The organism is Brachybacterium sp. UMB0905, from assembly GCF_002871795.1.
In the GTDB taxonomy this organism is placed as follows: Bacteria; Actinomycetota; Actinomycetes; order Actinomycetales; family Dermabacteraceae; genus Brachybacterium.
Map to the genome: position 1 here is coordinate 271,968 of NZ_PNHL01000003.1, position 15,427 is coordinate 287,394.

Here is a 15,427-nt window from a genome sequence, read left to right on the forward strand (position 1 = left end):
ATCAGTGACCACCATCGTCAAGGGGCAGCCGCTGTCCGCAGAGGTCAGGCAGCGGCTCGCCGCTGAGGGTCGGCCCGTCCTGGTCGCTTTCAGTGGTGGGAAAGATGCCATCGCGTGCACGCTTGCGCTCATCGAAGCGGGGGTAGATGTGCGCCTAGCGCACTTGTATCTGATCCCCGGCCGGGAGCCGGGGACCACACTGGAGTTCGTAGAAGAAGGGCTCTCATACGCCGAGGGCAAGCTCGGTATGAGGGTGCACCGGTACCCACACCCATCCCTCTACCGGATGCTGAACGCGCTGATATTCCAGCCGCCCGAGCGGTGCGCCATCATCGAAGCAGCCGACCTGCCGATACCTACTTATGAAGAGATCTGGCAGGTCATCCGCATGGACCTAGGGCTAGACCCTGACACATGGGTCGCCGATGGGGTGCGGGCAGCGGACTCCCCGTACCGTCGCGCTGCGCTCGTCACGCACGGCGTGATGAAGCCGAGCACCGGGAAGGTCTCCCCGATCCACGATTGGGTGAAGGCGGAATGGTCCGCATGTCTGGACCGTCACGGATGGCAGCTACCGCCCGATTACGAGATGTTCGGCCGGTCTTTCGATGGGATTGATCGGAGGTTCCTTGAGCCGATGCGTGCGCACCGGCCGCGGGACTATCAGCGAGTGCTCGATTGGTTCCCGCTGGCAGAGATGGAGTTGGTTCGCCATGGCGTTTGAGTTCAAGGGGGCCGGGTTCGGTACCGGCGGCGGGTTCAAGATCAGCGGCGACTCGCCATCGCCGATTGATGGTGTCCAGTACTCCGACAACGCCGAGGTCGACTCGGCAGCCGAACTACACGCGCTTGAATCCGCGTACATCCAGCGCCGCAAGGCGGAGGATAAGCGGAAACGTGACGCCACCGACTCCGAATACTGGTTCGCCGTGTGCTTCGAGTCGCGGGCCGAGAAAGAAGCGTTCCTGCATGCCATCGGAGCTAAGAAGCGGCTCCATGGTGACAAGTATCTTCGCGGCCGGGATCTCGCCCGGCTGCTGAACATCGATATGAAGGAATGACTATGCGTCGCGCTCTGGCATCAGCTCTGAATTACACCAAGACCACTCGCGGAGGTACGACTACGCGGAGCATCCGTGTTGGACGGACATCCGCGAGCCTCTCGCGATCGTCATCGTCGGGTTCGTGACAACGTTAGGGGTGAGTATCAATGGCAGGCCGTGGACCAGCACCTAAGGATCCCTCTAAGAGGGTGCGCCGGAACACTGACGCTACCCCGACGACGATTCTTCGTTTCGAGGAAGCAGAGCAGCCGGACCTCCCGGACTCCATGCCCTGGCCCGATGAAACCCGGGAATGGTGGGCGATGTGGCGAGACTCCCCACAAGCGGAGCACTTCGGGTCCACCGACTGGGCGTTCCTCCTGGACACCGCGATTCTCCACGCGATGCTGTGGGGGAATGGGGACACCAGCGCGCTACCCGAGCTGCGGATCCGGGTCGCAAAGTTCGGGGCAACCCCCGAAGACCGCGCGCGTCTGCGCATGCAGTTCGCGGACGCGGACGCGGCGGACTCGAAGCGGCCCACGAAGACGAGTTCCGCCCGTGAACGGCGGGCGAAGATCAGCGTCATCAGCCCGGCGCAAAAAGCATCGGGAGAATAGCTAGTGAAGGGATGACCGTGGATGCCATGGAAACCCCTCGAAGGTGACCTTTTCCCATCTCTCGGATGGCAGGTCATCGACTGGATCACCGAGAACCTGGCCCAGCCCGACGCTGGACTAGAGCCCGGCCCGTTCCTGCTGTACCCCGAGCAGGAAGAGTTCGTACTGAACTTCTACCGGATCAACCCCGACACGGGACGACGCACCTACCGGCGCGGCGTCCTCTCGCGGCCTCGCGGCTGGGGCAAGTCCCCTTTCGCTGCCGCGCTCATGGCCGTTGAGGGCCTCGGACCTGTCATATTCGATGGGTGGGACGCTGACGGGCAGCCCGTCGGTAAGCCGTGGTCTGAGGTGCGAACACCACTGGTGCAGGTTGCGGCGACATCCGAGACGCAGACCAGGAACACGTTCTCTGCGCTGCAGGAGATGATGGAAGGCCCCGTGGTGGACAACTACCGGGGTGTGGAGATCTTGGGTGACCGGATCAATCTGCCATCGGGCCGGATGGAGATGGTCACCACTTCGGCACGCACCATTAAGGGTGCTCGCGCAGACTTTTGTGTCCTCGATCAGACCGAGGAATGGGTTTCGTCGAATGGTGGGCAGCGGCTCCATCAGGTGATTGACGCGAATACGGCGAAGCGTGGGGGTGCGTACCTGGAGACGCCTAACGCGTTTATTCCGGGTGAGAACTCGGTGGCTGAGGAGTCAGCGAGCTACTGGTCGATGATCCAGGAGGGCAAGGCGGTCGCCGATGGCCTCTACTACGATCACCGTGAAGCGCCGGGCGACACGGACGTCACTGACCGGGAGTCCCTAACTCTCGGCCTGCGGATCGCTTATGGGGACGCTTCCCAGCACCCTGATGGGTGCCTGATCCATGACCCTGCATGCCCGCCTGGTCACGCGGACCTAGAGGCTCGCATTCAATCGTTCTGGGACCTCACGAAAGACCCTCAGGTCGCGCGCGCCGACTACCTGAACCAGGTGGTCGCCGCGTCGGATTCGTGGATGACCAGGCCCGAGCTAACCGCCGTCGTGGACGTAGAGAAAATTGTCTCTCCGGATGACCCGATCACTGTCGGTTTCGATGGGTCCCGCGGCCGCGCTAAGGGCATAGCGGACGCTACAGCGCTGATCGGGTGTCGTGTCTCCGACGCTCACCTGTTCGTCTTGGATGTGTGGGAGCAGCCGCGAAACGCGACGGACTGGTACGTGCCGGTTGCTGAGGTCGATGCGCGGGTGCGTGAAGTGTTTGAGCAGTACACGGTGGTCGGGTTCTACGCGGATCCGAACGGGTGGACATCTCAGGTATCGGAGTGGGAAGCGAAGTACGGGAAGAAACTCCGTGTCCACGCGAAGCGCGACGCCCCTATGAGCTACTGGCCGAAAGGTAAGGACGGTAACGTGCCGCGGCTCTTGGAAGAGCTGCGCTCCGCCATCGTCAACGGGGACTGTTCCCTCGATGGTTCCACTGTTCTCATCCGGCACATGTTGAACGCGCGCCGCCGACGCACTCGATCCGGTTACCTGCTGTACAAGTCGTATCCCGATTCGCCAGACAAGATCGATGCCGCCTACGCCGCGGTTATGGCGTGGAAAGCTAGATTGGATGCCGTATCAGCTGGAGCGGGTAGAGCACGTAGGCAAATCCCTGCGAGACGGAGAACGGCGGTGATTAGATGATGCTCGGTATCGGCCCCGGCCCCATGGTGGATGTTTCCCATGAACCGGCCCGTATCGTGAACATCCCCCGCATCGCTGAACTTAGCGACGACGAGAACCATGACATCGCACTGATGTGCGAGCAGCTCCGCCGGGTAGCGGATAGGAACCGGGAACGGTTCGTGTTCTACAACGCCGAGCAAGCGTTCGTGAACATGGGAATGGCAATCCCGCCGGAGTTCGAGAAGTACGCGTCTGTTCTCGGGTGGAACGCGACCGCTGTGGACGCTCTCGCGCGCCGAATCCAGCTGGACGGGTTCGCGCTCCCCGGGGCAGTTGACCGGTGGCAGGACCTCGACCCGCAGTTCCGCCGCACCGGCTTCTACCAGCAGCACAAGATGTGTGTCCAGTCCATGCTGATCTACGGGGTTGCGTTCATGGGGGCTGTGAAGTCCCCTGACGGGGTGCAGGTGCAAGCGTATTCCGCGCGGGACGCTACCGGGCTATGGGACACCGCCCGGCCGGGACGGCTCCGTGTGGGGCTCGCTGTGCAGCAGTGGGGTCATTTCGGCGCGCAGTCCGTGACCGTGTTCTATCCCGGGCAGATCATCCAGTTGGACCGGCCGACGCTCGGAGCGAACTGGGAGGTCCGCCGCTACCAGCACCTGCCGGGCCGTGTCACGTTCCACCCGTTCAGGTTCCTCCCCCAGCTAGACAAACCCTGGGGGCAGTCCCGGATCACCCGACCGATGATGACGTACACCCGATCCGGAGCACGCACGTTCCTGCGCGGTGAGATGAACGGTGAGGTGTACGGGTACCCGCAGCTGTATGGCGTGAACACTCCGCCCGATGTGGCGGAGCAGTTCAAATCGGGGATGGCGCGGTTCTTCGCTCTGGACTATGAGCGCGACGAAGATGGTGCACCGGTCGAGGGTGCGCCGGAGTCGAAGATCGGTCAGGTTCAGATTGGGTCGCAGCAGCCCCACATGGAGCAGCTGCGGATGACCGCGATGATGTTCGCGGCCGAATCGCAGCTGTCCCCGGACAAGCTTGGAGTCATCCACGATAACCCGTCATCGGCGGACGCTATCGACCGCGCTGATGGGGAATTGAACGACCTCGCCGACGAGGCTGGGCGTGACCTCAGCATCCCGACGGTGGACCTGGTACATGACCTGTGGCTCATGGACCGAAACAGCACCCGGCTCCCTGAAGAGCTGGAGGCGCTAGCCACGGATCTACGGGACCCGGCGATGACCACCAGGTACTCGCAGCGGATGGCACTGGCGTCCCTCGTGAACGCGGGCGCAGTCATCCCCGGGGAGGTCGTGACGTACGAGGCCGCAGGGTACTCACGGACCACCGCTACGCGTCTCGCTGAGGCGTACCGGATAGCGGAGCGCCGTAAGGCACAGCAGGCCATCGCTGAGCAGGCACTAGCGGCCCGTCAACACCCGCAGGTCGCACCCCTGATCGCGGCACGTAAGGCAGGCGATGAGGTGTGACCTGGGATGCGTTCAAGCGGTGGGGCCGGGATGTTGACGACATCTCCGATGCCGCAGCGCACTCCACCGTCCTGTTGATGCAAAGCGCACCCGACACCCCTGACGTTTTCGACTTCGTCGCGGAATCTGCGCCGGTGGTCCTGTCGTCCTATGCGCTCGCGTCGCAGGACGCGGCGATGGGGTATGTGCGGGATGCGCAGCGTGGCGCGGGCTTAGCACCATCCCTGTTCGAGCCCGTTCCCGCTGCCATCACGTCGGTGGCGCTAGAGCCGGTCCTGAAATGGGCTCTCACCGATGTGGTGTTCCCTCTCGTGGCGGATGAGGTGGTGCCCCGCCTTGTGCAAGGCACTACCCGTCTGGTCTCGAACGTGGGACGTGAGACGGTGCAACAGAGCGTCGGGCAAATCGATGGGGTGTACGGGCGTCGCGTACCGCGAGACAACGCCTGTGCGTGGTGCCGGTTCATGTCAGCTACACAGCACTGGGATGGGGAATGGCCAGACTCCGCATACCACGGGAACTGCCGGTGCCGCCCCATCATCATGTCTCCAGGCTGGGATATCCCCGATGAAGTAGAAGGCCTGTGGGACGACTACGAACATCAAACACTCGACGCCGAGCAGTGGGCACGGAAAGAACAGACCCGGCTCGACAATGAACTATGGGCGCGAGCCTCAGCCGCGGGTGGTTCTCTATCTGCCCAGAAACGCAGGCACGGCTCACTGCGACGCAGGGAACTACCGACCCTGCAACAACTAACCCTCTCGCGGCTGCGAGAGAAATACGGGGCACGCTAACCCCCGTGTGCGACACACAACCGAAAGGAATCCGCGATGGATACTGGACTGCTGAACTTCCTCCAGGGCACCGGGGCGCTCATGTTTGCTGACACCCCCGATGACGGCACCGGCCCCACCAGCGACGATACCCCTGACACTGACAAGACCCCGGCTAGCGATGATGAACCGCTCGGAGAGCCGGGCCTGAAGGCACTCAGGGCAGAACGGCAGCGCGCAGCACAGATGAAGAAGCGCGCTGAAGACGCCGAAGCGCGACTCAAGGACATTGAGGACGCCGAGAAGACCGAGCTGCAGCGGGCGCAGGAGCGCATCGCCGAGCTCGAACAGACCACCAAGGCTTACGAGGCCGAGAAGACCCGCGCCCAGCTGCGCGCGTCGGTCTTGGCCTCGAAGAACGTGCCCAGCGAGTGGGCTGATTTCGTCACAGGCGACACTGAGGACGAAATGAACGCCGTGGCAGACAGGATCATTCAGAACCTCAACCGCGACGCACAGGGGCCCTACCTTCGACCCACTAGCGGAACTCCCGGAGGGTCACTAGAGGCAGGCCGCGAAGCCGCGAAGAACTTCCGCCCCTGAACAACCCCACATCTCATAGGAAGGGCCACATCTGATGGCTATCAAGGAAGAAACCCTGGGGGGCACGCCCAGCCGTAAGGCCCTGGCATCCCTCCTTGGGCTCGACACTGCAACCACTTTCAAGGCCACCGCCGACGTTAAGGACGGGACCGTGCCCGCACTGTCCCCCGTCGTTATCGCCGCGGATGGCACCGCCACTATCTACACCGCAGATGAGGCGTCCCCCGTGATCGGTGAGACCGATCAGGTGGGGTTCACGGTCTCCGACCGTGTGACCGACGCTGAGGGTGCCCTGAACGTGGCCGTGATGCGGCAGGCGCATGTGCGCCGCTCCCGCCTCTCCCTGGCCGCTCAGGCAGTCCTCACCGCCGCCCCCGCGGCCGCGCTGACCCACATCATCGTCGAGGAGGCCTGACCATGGCACTGAACACTAAGCACCTCACCCCCGCTGAGATCACCGGGTTCGTGCGCGGACGCCTGGAGTCATACACCGAGCAGGACCCGCTTGCGCGAATTCTCCCCGACCAGCTGATCGACAACGTGAACGTGCGTTTCGCTGTCGGTGAGGCCGGGGTCACCCCCGAAGCTGAGGCCCGCGACTGGGACGCCCAGCCTGGGACGCTCGACCTCGCCGCCCGGAAGCGTCGCACCATCGACCTGGTAGCGTTCTCCTCCCGCATTCCCGTGTCCGAGTCCGATGCTCTACTGTCCCGTGTCGCCGGTGGGGAGGGTTACGCGAACCTGATCCTGCGTGCCGCCGATAAGGTCGCGCAGGCCATCGCAAATGCTGCGCGACGGCAGCGCGCCACCGTCCTCGCGACTGGTAAGGCGTTCATCGATCAGGCGAACTTTGGGCTGGACGAGGACTTCGGGCGTGACCCGGAGCTGACCGCAACCCTTGCGCAGCTCGTGAACGCTGACGGGTCCGATGCCCTCGCGCAGCTGTCCGACTTCGTGGACATCTACGAAGAGAAGTCCGGCGGCGTCCGCCCCGCCTACGCTCTCGCGTCCACCAAGGCGATCAACGCGTTCCTGAACCACGCACAGTTCGCGTCGAAGATTGGGGACACGTCCCGTCCGGCGACGCTGGACCAGGTGAATCAGATCCTGCTGTCTTCCGACCTGCCCCAGCTGGTGCGGTACAACGCGAAGATCGGCCAGTCCCGACTCCTGCCCGAGGACAACCTGATCCTCGTGCCCGACTACACCGATGGGCAGGCCAGCGACCTCGGGTCGACGATCTGGGGTCTCACCGAGTCGGCGTTCAAGCCGGAGTTCTCCGCGATCAGTGGTCAGCTGCCGGGTGCGGTCGCGGCTGTGTGGGACACCGAGGGCATCGCCGGTAAGACGGTGGTGGAGGCCGACTCGACGTTCCTCCCGATCCTGAAGAATGCGAACCTGTCGGCATCCCTGAAGGTGGTCTGACATGCCGAAGCTGATCGAGAACGTGCTGATCGGTGGCCGGGTCCGCCTCGCGGGCGAAGACATCTCGGAGGCGGACGCGAAGGGTGTCCGTCGCGAGGTGTTCGCCTCTGAGAAGCCCGCTCCGAAGGAGAAGGCCCCGGCCGCTCCGCGGAAGGGCACCTCCACCAAGTAAGGGGGGTCCGTAATGGCGGACAGCATCACCTGGGGTACGCCCGACGACCTGACCTCCGCAGACCTTGAGAGCGTCACTGACGGTCTCAAACCTAGCGTGCTGGGCTACTGGCTGGATCGTGCGCGACGCGCGATCCTCGCCGAGGCTCCCCTCGCCGTACTCGCCGCACGGATCCGTGACGGTGTCGTTGACGCCGAGGCCCCACAGGACGTGCAGATCGATCTCGTGCTCGGCAAGCTCGCCAACCCTGGCGGGATCCGGACCGTGCAGGAGTCGAACGGCCCCGCGTCGGGGTCGATCACGTACGGCGGCGACTCCCCCGGCACACTCACCCTCACTGCCCAGCATCGGAAGATGCTCAGCATCACGGGGGTGGGGCGGCGCGTGGCGAGGACGGTGGACACATGGCGCTGACCGTGACCGTCCATCCCGCCGGAACCTCCGGCGTGGACGAGATGGGCGACGAGATTAAGGTTCCTGGCGAGCCGTACGAGCTAGAGGTGACCTCGATCTACCCGCGCACCTCGGAGGAGCCGGGGGACGCGAACCGGTCCCTGGTCGTTACTGGCCTGACGATCCTCGCCCCAGAGTCGACGCGGGTCGGTGCTCACGATGAGCTCGAGATCCCCGGCTACGAGGGTCGATGGGGAGTCGTTGGCGAGGTCGCGATCTACGACGCCCGGTCGAATCCGGCGCGACGTCAAGGCGTGCTCGGGCGTGTCCGGCGTCCCGGCCTCAGCATCGGATGCGTGCAGATCAACGCGGAGAAGGTGGCTGGCTAATGGCGCGACGCGTCGACGTGAAGCTGAACTCTCGCGAGATCGACAAGCTGCTGAAGTCGAAGGGCGTGCAGGACGAGCTTGCTCGGCGGACGGGCGTAGCCGCGAGGGCTGCAGGGCGCGGGTACGAGTCGACCGTTGAGGTCGGCAGGACTCGCGCGCTCGGTCGTGTCACGGCTGAGACTCCTGAGGCCGCTCGCGACAACGCCCGGAATCACACCCTGATGCGGGTCCGTGACCAGATGAGGTGGTGAGCGATGGGGTTCGCGAACGCGCAGGGCCTCGTCAACGCTCATCTCTCCGAGGCGACGGGGCTGCGTTGTGTCACCACGATTCCGACGACTCGGCCGGACAGGTTCGTGCGGACGATCCGCACGGGCGGGTTCCTCGCCAACGGGGTCACGGACGTCGCCCGGTTGACGTTCGAGTGCTGGGCCAAAAGCAAGATCGACGCGCAGGCGGACGCGCAGCAGGTGCGCGCCGCGATGCTCGCCCTCCGGGGCGTCACTCTCTCCGGGGTCAAGGTGCATCGGGTCGAGGAGATCTCGGCACCGATGGACTCTCCTGACTCCGATTCATCCACACCCCGCTACGTCCTCACTCACGAGGTGTACCTGCGGGGTACGCACAGGAAGGGCCAGTGATGGCTGACAGTAAGGTCAATGCCGTCGTCTCCCACAACCAGGAGATCGACGGGAAGAAGTACAAGGCCGGTGACAAGGTCCAGCTCAATGCGCAGCTCGCGCGACTGCTGGCGGGTCGCGGCTCCATCAAGATCCAGGAAAAGGACGCCGCCAAGGTGGCGCCCGCTCCCGCCGGTAAGGAGGCCTCGAAGTGAGCGTTCCGATTACCACTGCCACGGAGGCGACGTGGCTGAACCCCGACAACGCCCGCATCTACGGTGGTGAGCTCGACTCCGTGTGGGTCGGCGACCACGGTGCCGTGATGCCGTCCGTCGACAACATCGTCATCCCAGAGAACCACGAGAACGTGGGCTGGCTGTCCGATGGCGGCCTGAACTTCGCGCACAACGATAACGTCGAGACCTTCAACGGTCACCAGGGCGGTCGTGTCGTGCGGAAGAAGGTCACCACGAGCGAGGACACGTTCACGTTCACCGCGCTTGAGACGACCCTCCTCACCTTCGGTCTGATCCACGACATTAAGGAGCACACCACCACGGGCAGGGTGTCCCGCATCAAGGTGTCGGGTGCGAAGAAGTCGAACGACCGTCGTTCGTGGATCGTCGACAAGTGGGATGGCGACATCTGGTACCGCTACCTCATCCCCTCCGGGGAGACCGGTGAGCGGCCCGAGGAGGTCGCGTCCAACTCGGAGATCACGATGTACGAGCAGACCGTGACGGTGTACGGCGGCTACGACATCCTCACCAACGATCCCGCGATGGTCGCGGAGGTCTCCGGCGGCTGATCTGCCGCTACTCGAACTCGAAGCTCTCTCCACTCTCTGTGGTGGCGGGAGCTTCTGCCTGTCCGGTGCTGGGCGCGTGCGTGACGGTCCGCGCCCAGCACCACCCCCTCTCTTCTCGACCGTCACGACCACTATCTGGACCGTCACGAAAGGACCGTCACCATGTCTCAGACCACCGCCGAGAAGGCGAAGGCCGCGGGCGCGAAGACCCCCGGCGACAAGAAGAAGGCCACCAGCGCGAAGGTGAAGGCGCTGCAGGCCGAGGCGGCGAAGGGCGACATCGTCGTCGAGCTGCGGGGCGAGACGTTCACCGTCCACGTCGAGGCGTACCAGCAGAAGGTCTCTGAGGACTACGAGTTCATGGAGTACTCCATGAAGGGGATCCTGCCCCTCATGCTCGACGTCCTCCTCGACAGCGCGGATCGCGAGAAGTTGAAGAACCTCGCCCGTGACGAAGAGACCGGCCTCGTCTCCCCCGAGAAGATGGGCGACCTGTTCGCCGAGCTGATGGAGGCGGGAGGTCAGGGAAACTGACCGGCCTCCTCTGGGTCCTCTCGGAGTTCCCGGAGGAGCTAGAGGCCGACCTCGCCAGAGAGTACGGCATAGATCTGGTGGACCTGTGGCGCGGCGGGCTCACTCTCCGCCGAGCCGCGGTCCTCGCCACGCAACTCCCCGCAGGGTCGCGCGTCTGGCAGGCGACAGGCGGACCGAGGGCGTGGTCCGACGAGTATCACGGGCTCCTCGCCGTCAAGAATCGCGTCGAGCGGCTCGAGTGGCGGAAGACCGAGGACGGCTCGAAGGGGAAGAACCCCCCGCAGATGCAGGAGCCGCCGCCGTTCGTCGGTGACGTGCAGGCGAAGGCGTCGACCGCGGACGCGAAGGCGCAGGAGTTCATGCGTCGGCAGCGGGCTATCGAAGCAAGACGACAGGTAGAGAGGCGCGCCATGTAACGGTGTCGCCTCCTCTCTGCATACCAGGAGGTGCCCGATGGTCGTTGGAGGCAACCCTGTCATCGCGACCGCCGCGATCGGTCTGATCCCCACGATCCAGGGGGTTCGCGGCAACATCGGGTCTCAGCTCGCCGGATCCGCAGTCATGGCGGAAACGGACCGGGCCGGTCGGTCCATCGGGTCGAAGCTCGGGCAGTCGATCACGTCGACGCTGAAGAACGGGCTGAAGATCGGCGGGGTCATCACTGGCGCTATCGCAGGCCTGACTCTGAAGGGCGGCATCAACCGAGCGCTCGGCATCGAGGACGCACAGGCGATGATGCGAGGGCTCGGACACGACACCGAGTCTGTTGAGAAGATCATGGGCAACGCCCTCGCCAGCGTCGAGGGCACAGCTTTCGGCCTCGATGCCGCCGCGACTTCTGCCGCCGGAGCTGTCGCCGCGGGCATCAAGCCGGGCGAGCAGCTAGAGCAGACGATGAAGACCGTCGCGAACGTTGCCGCGGGCGCGAAGGCTCCGATGGAGGAGATCGGCGGGATCTTCAACACCGTCGCCGCTGTCGGCACCGCGTACACGGGCGACATCAACATGATCGCGCAGCGCGGTATCCCGATTTGGCAGGCCCTCGGTGATCAGCTGGGTAAGTCCCAGGACGAGGTCAAGAAAATGGCCTCGAAGGGCGAGATCGACTTCGCCACCTTCGAGCAGGCTGCTCGCCAGGCAGCTGGCGGCGTTGCGACCGCGATGGGCGACACAACCCGCGGTTCGATCGCGAACATGCTCACGAGCTTCTCGAAGCTCGGCGCTGATATCGCCACCCGGTTCATGCCGATGGTGAAGGCTGGCGCTCAGGGCATTCAAGCAACCGTGCAGGCGGTAACCAAAAAGCTCGGACCAGTTCTGGACCAACTGTTCGGGGCATTTACCCCTGCAGCAACAGTCGGGATCGAGGGGTTCTTCGACGGCTTGGTCTCGAAGATTGACACGTTCGATCCCCAGGTGGTGCTCGACTTTTTCGAGCGCGTGAAGGGATTCGTGTCGGGGATCGACTTCACGAGCGTTAGCGGCTTCTTCGGTTCGCTCAGTGGCGGTGCGGGCGGGGCTCTGTCATCGATCGGCGGTTCACTCAGCCAGATCGGCGCGGCGTCGCCGACGCTTTTGGCGTCGGGGCTGGAGCTCCTCGGGTCTGCAATGGGGTTCCTCGCGGAGCACTCCGACACCGTCGTTAAGCTGCTTCCTATCCTCATCGCGGGGTTTGCGGCGTACAAGGTCGCGACGCAGGGCGTGACCGCGGCGGTCACTGCGCAGCGCGCCGCGGACCTTGCGACACTACCCGTGCAGATCGCCCGCAATGTCACGTCTCTCGCGGCCGCGGTCGCGCGGGAACGGGCAACTATGGCGGAGATCCGCCTCACCGCGGCGACTAGCGCGAACACCGCGACGACAACTCGGGCGACGCTCGCTGAGCGTGCACGCACGATCGCGACGAAGGCCGGCGCCATCGCGTCGAAGACCGCTGCTGTGGCGACTCGGATGCTTGGCGCGGCGATCCGCTTCGCGACCGGCCCGATCGGGCTGATCATCACGGGCGTCACGCTGCTCGCAGCGGGGCTCGTGTACTTCTTCACGAAGACGGAGACGGGGCAGAAGCTCTGGACTCGGATCTGGGGCGCGACCAAGAACGCCGCCGCCGCGGTCGTGGACTGGTTCATGAACACGGCCCTGCCCTACCTGCAGGCCGCTTGGGACGGGATCGCTGCTGGCGCGCTGTGGCTGTACAGCTCCGCGATCCTGCCTGCCTGGAACGGGATCAAGACGGCGATTGCTGTGGTCGGTGACTGGGTTACGGGGACTCTCGTGCCGGGGCTGCAGGCCGCATGGTCTGCGATCGGTGCGGCCGCGATGTGGCTGTGGCAGAACGTGATGCAGCCTGCCTGGCAGGGCATCAAGACGGTTATCGCGGTTGTCGTGACTGCGGTGCTGCTCTACATCGACATGCTGAAGTTCTACTTCCAGAACGTGATCGCCCCTGTGGCGTTGTGGTTGTGGAAGAACGTGCTCGCTCCGGCCTGGAACGGTATCAAGACCGTCATTGGGGCGGTCACTGGCTGGATCGTGAACACTGCGTGGCCGTTGATCAAGCGAGCGTGGGATGCGATCGCCAGCGCTGCGATGTGGCTGTGGAACAACGCGTTGAAGCCAGCTTGGGCTGGGATCAAGGCCGCGATTTCGGTGGTCGTGAACTGGTTGATCGCCGCCGCGTGGCCGATCATTCAGCGAGTCATCGGCTGGATTGGGAAGTACTTCGCGGCGCTGAAGGTGGCACTGGGGCTGTACTGGTCGGCGATCAAGTGGTCGATCAACGCCGTCGTGTCGTGGTTCCAGAACACGGCGTGGCCGATTGTCTCGAACGTGATCGGGAATCTGAAGTATGGCTTCAACACGATGCGGGACAGCATCAAGAACGCCTGGGCCTTCATCAAGGACAAGGCGATTAATCCGGTTGCGACGTGGTTCCGCGACACGATCAAGCCGATGTTTGATCGGGTGACCGGTGGTGTGAAGAATGCATTCACCAGCCTTCGGGACTCGGTGAAGAAGTCCTGGGAGAAGATCAGGGACACCGCGAAGGCTCCGGTCAAGTTTGTTGTCCAGGACATCATCCGTGACGGGATCGTGAAGAAGTACAACACGGTCGCGGGTACGTTCGGTGTCGGGACGATCGACGAGAAGAAGTTCTCGGTCGGCTGGGCCGCTGGCGGGTGGACTGGCCCGGGCTCGAAGTATCAGCCTGCTGGTGTTGTCCATGCGGATGAGTTCGTGATTCGCAAGGAGTCGCAGAATGATCTTCGGCGTAACGCGCCAGGGTTCCTGGATGATCTGAATCGCCGTGGCGCGCGTGCCCTGGAAGGCATTCTGGGTGGGTACGCGTCGGGTGGCTGGGTGAAGCCGTTCCGCGGGCATTTCGCCTCGAACTCTGGGTTCGGGATGCGGTGGGGTCGACTACATGGCGGCATGGATTTCCCCACGCCTGTGGGGACGCCGATGCTCGCCGTGTCGGATGGGACGATTGTGTCTCGCACCACCACCGGCCCGGCTGGCAACAAGATCGCGATGCAGACGAACATGCCCGGCATCGTCGCTGGCTACCATCACCTGTCGCGTTTCGGCGCGCAGTTGGGGCAGCGGGTGACGAAGGGGCAGATCATCGGTTGGCCCGGCAACACGGGCCGGTCGACGGGGCCGCACCTTCATTTCTCCATCGCGCGCGACGGCTCCTACGTGAACCCCGCGCCCTACCTGCAGGGCGCGGGTGTCGCAGGGACTGGCGCGAATGATGATGGTGGTGGCCTGTGGAACCCGTTTGAGGGCTTGTGGGACTCGTTGAAGTCCAAGGTTCGCGAGGGAGTCGGTTCGACGCCGTTCGGCGACATGCTGTTCGAGGTGCCGCAGAAGCTGATTGGTGGCGCGGTCGATTGGGCGTCGCGGAAGCTCACGGAGTTGGGTGACTGGGCGTCGGACAAGCTGGACGCCACGGCCGGGTATACCCGGTGGGCTCCGGTAGCAACGCAGGCGCTCCAGATGGAGGGCCAGCTCGGCCCGAAGCGCCTGGCGTCTCTCATGCGGCGCATGAACCAGGAATCCAGCTTCAACCCCCGAGCGATCAACAACTGGGACGTCAACGCCCGTAACGGTGTGCCGTCGAAGGGCCTCATGCAGGTCATAGACCCGACGTTCAGGGCGTATGCGCGGCCGGGATACGACAAGGACATTTGGGATCCGCTGTCGAACATTCTCGCGTCGATCAGGTACGCGATGGCCCGCTACGGCAACCTTGAAAAGGCCTACGACAGGCCCGGAGGTTACGCCGAAGGCGGCCTGGTGCGGCCGACGCTGTACGACCAGGGCGGGGAAGTTCCACCTGGTCTGTCGGTGATTGCGAACAAGACTCGGCGTCCAGAGAAGATACTGCCGCCGCGTGAGTCGGAGGCACTGACGGCTATTGCTAGCAATGGCGGGGGCGGTCAGCATTTCCATTATTCGCCTCAGCAGATCGATTTGGATGGCGAGATTGAGCATCGTATGCGGCGCGAGTTTGAGTCGATGATGCACGAGGCCCGGAGGGTGGTGTTCGCATGATTACCGCGGTCCTAGAAACACCGGAGGGGAGTCGCTTCGCGGCGCAGTATGACCATGACGGTCATGCTGAGGGGTGGCTCCTCTCCGAGTTGACCGGGTGGATAGGTGGCGTTGGTGTTCGTGCTGAGAACGTTGAGCGACTCAGTCATGGCTCGTTCGCGACGGCGTCTTACCGCACGGGTAGAACCATCACCATGGGGATGCTTGCTGAGTCCACGGCGATGTCAAGGCGTCGAAGCAACATGGGGCTCGCCGGCGAGCAGTCGAGCGAATGCCTCGGTGGGCGTGAGATAGCCCAGTCGGCGGCGGGGTCG

Annotated in this window: 19 protein-coding genes and 1 pseudogene; all 20 read left to right on the forward strand. The window is 64.1% G+C overall.

Going from position 1 to position 15,427, the window contains the following annotated elements; all coding sequences use genetic code 11:
• Positions 1-4 precede the first annotated feature (4 nt).
• A complete protein-coding gene (locus tag CJ197_RS04370; protein WP_102235520.1) occupies positions 5-724 on the forward strand; it encodes a phosphoadenosine phosphosulfate reductase in 720 nt (239 codons plus the stop codon).
• Positions 714-1,061 carry a hypothetical protein gene (locus tag CJ197_RS04375; RefSeq protein ID WP_102235521.1) on the forward strand — a complete coding sequence of 116 codons (348 nt, stop codon included), beginning with the start codon at positions 714-716 and terminating at the stop codon, positions 1,059-1,061. Before CJ197_RS04370 ends, CJ197_RS04375 begins: the two co-directional genes overlap by 11 nt.
• A 191-nt stretch (positions 1,062-1,252) precedes the next feature.
• A complete protein-coding gene (locus CJ197_RS04380) occupies positions 1,253-1,663 on the forward strand; it encodes a hypothetical protein (RefSeq protein WP_199173868.1) in 411 nt (136 codons plus the stop codon).
• 21 nt (positions 1,664-1,684) lie between these two features.
• On the forward strand, positions 1,685-3,349 hold the full coding sequence (locus CJ197_RS04385; protein ID WP_102235522.1) for a terminase: 1,665 nt from the start codon (positions 1,685-1,687) through the stop codon (positions 3,347-3,349).
• Positions 3,346-4,836, forward strand: coding sequence for a hypothetical protein (locus CJ197_RS04390; protein WP_102235523.1), 1,491 nt, complete (start codon positions 3,346-3,348; stop codon positions 4,834-4,836). The genes CJ197_RS04385 and CJ197_RS04390 overlap by 4 nt, the downstream gene beginning before the upstream one ends.
• Positions 4,833-5,633 (forward strand): hypothetical protein, encoded by an 801-nt coding sequence (locus CJ197_RS14840; RefSeq protein WP_146007699.1) that lies wholly within the window; start codon positions 4,833-4,835, stop codon positions 5,631-5,633. The genes CJ197_RS04390 and CJ197_RS14840 overlap by 4 nt, the downstream gene beginning before the upstream one ends.
• 36 nt (positions 5,634-5,669) lie before the next feature.
• Positions 5,670-6,215: a DUF4355 domain-containing protein gene (locus tag CJ197_RS04395; protein ID WP_102235524.1), complete on the forward strand. Its 546-nt coding sequence runs from the start codon at positions 5,670-5,672 to the stop codon at positions 6,213-6,215.
• A 34-nt stretch (positions 6,216-6,249) separates the two neighbouring features.
• On the forward strand, positions 6,250-6,630 hold the full coding sequence (locus CJ197_RS04400) for a hypothetical protein (RefSeq protein ID WP_102235525.1): 381 nt from the start codon (positions 6,250-6,252) through the stop codon (positions 6,628-6,630).
• A gap of 2 nt (positions 6,631-6,632) precedes the next feature.
• Complete coding sequence (locus CJ197_RS04405) at positions 6,633-7,640, forward strand: major capsid protein (RefSeq protein WP_102235526.1); 1,008 nt, start codon at positions 6,633-6,635, stop codon at positions 7,638-7,640.
• A 1-nt stretch (position 7,641) separates the two neighbouring features.
• Positions 7,642-7,812, forward strand: a complete 171-nt coding sequence (locus CJ197_RS15095; RefSeq protein ID WP_158239367.1) for a hypothetical protein — start codon at positions 7,642-7,644, stop codon at positions 7,810-7,812.
• 12 nt (positions 7,813-7,824) lie between these two features.
• Positions 7,825-8,226, forward strand: a complete 402-nt coding sequence (locus CJ197_RS04410) for a hypothetical protein (RefSeq protein WP_102235527.1) — start codon at positions 7,825-7,827, stop codon at positions 8,224-8,226.
• Complete coding sequence (locus CJ197_RS04415) at positions 8,217-8,594, forward strand: hypothetical protein (RefSeq protein WP_102235528.1); 378 nt, start codon at positions 8,217-8,219, stop codon at positions 8,592-8,594. Before CJ197_RS04410 ends, CJ197_RS04415 begins: the two co-directional genes overlap by 10 nt.
• Positions 8,594-8,845: a hypothetical protein gene (locus CJ197_RS04420; RefSeq protein ID WP_102235529.1), complete on the forward strand. Its 252-nt coding sequence runs from the start codon at positions 8,594-8,596 to the stop codon at positions 8,843-8,845. The genes CJ197_RS04415 and CJ197_RS04420 overlap by 1 nt, the downstream gene beginning before the upstream one ends.
• A 3-nt stretch (positions 8,846-8,848) precedes the next feature.
• Positions 8,849-9,235: a hypothetical protein gene (locus CJ197_RS04425; RefSeq protein ID WP_102235530.1), complete on the forward strand. Its 387-nt coding sequence runs from the start codon at positions 8,849-8,851 to the stop codon at positions 9,233-9,235.
• Positions 9,235-9,429, forward strand: a complete 195-nt coding sequence (locus CJ197_RS04430) for a hypothetical protein (RefSeq protein WP_102235531.1) — start codon at positions 9,235-9,237, stop codon at positions 9,427-9,429. Before CJ197_RS04425 ends, CJ197_RS04430 begins: the two co-directional genes overlap by 1 nt.
• The gene (locus CJ197_RS04435) at positions 9,426-10,022 is read left to right on the forward strand and encodes a hypothetical protein (protein ID WP_102235532.1); all 597 of its coding nucleotides are present in this window, start codon (positions 9,426-9,428) and stop codon (positions 10,020-10,022) included. The genes CJ197_RS04430 and CJ197_RS04435 overlap by 4 nt, the downstream gene beginning before the upstream one ends.
• 162 nt (positions 10,023-10,184) lie before the next feature.
• On the forward strand, positions 10,185-10,556 hold the full coding sequence (locus tag CJ197_RS04440) for a hypothetical protein (RefSeq protein WP_102235533.1): 372 nt from the start codon (positions 10,185-10,187) through the stop codon (positions 10,554-10,556).
• Positions 10,557-10,633: 77 nt separating this feature from the next.
• Positions 10,634-10,972, forward strand: coding sequence for a DUF5361 domain-containing protein (locus CJ197_RS15845; RefSeq protein WP_102235534.1), 339 nt, complete (start codon positions 10,634-10,636; stop codon positions 10,970-10,972).
• Positions 10,973-11,009: 37 nt separating this feature from the next.
• Positions 11,010-15,113, forward strand: a complete 4,104-nt coding sequence (locus tag CJ197_RS04450) for a peptidoglycan DD-metalloendopeptidase family protein (protein WP_102235535.1) — start codon at positions 11,010-11,012, stop codon at positions 15,111-15,113.
• A pseudogene (locus CJ197_RS15495) lies at positions 15,110-15,427 on the forward strand (hypothetical protein); the annotation flags it as partial. The gene CJ197_RS04450 and the pseudogene CJ197_RS15495, both read left to right, overlap by 4 nt.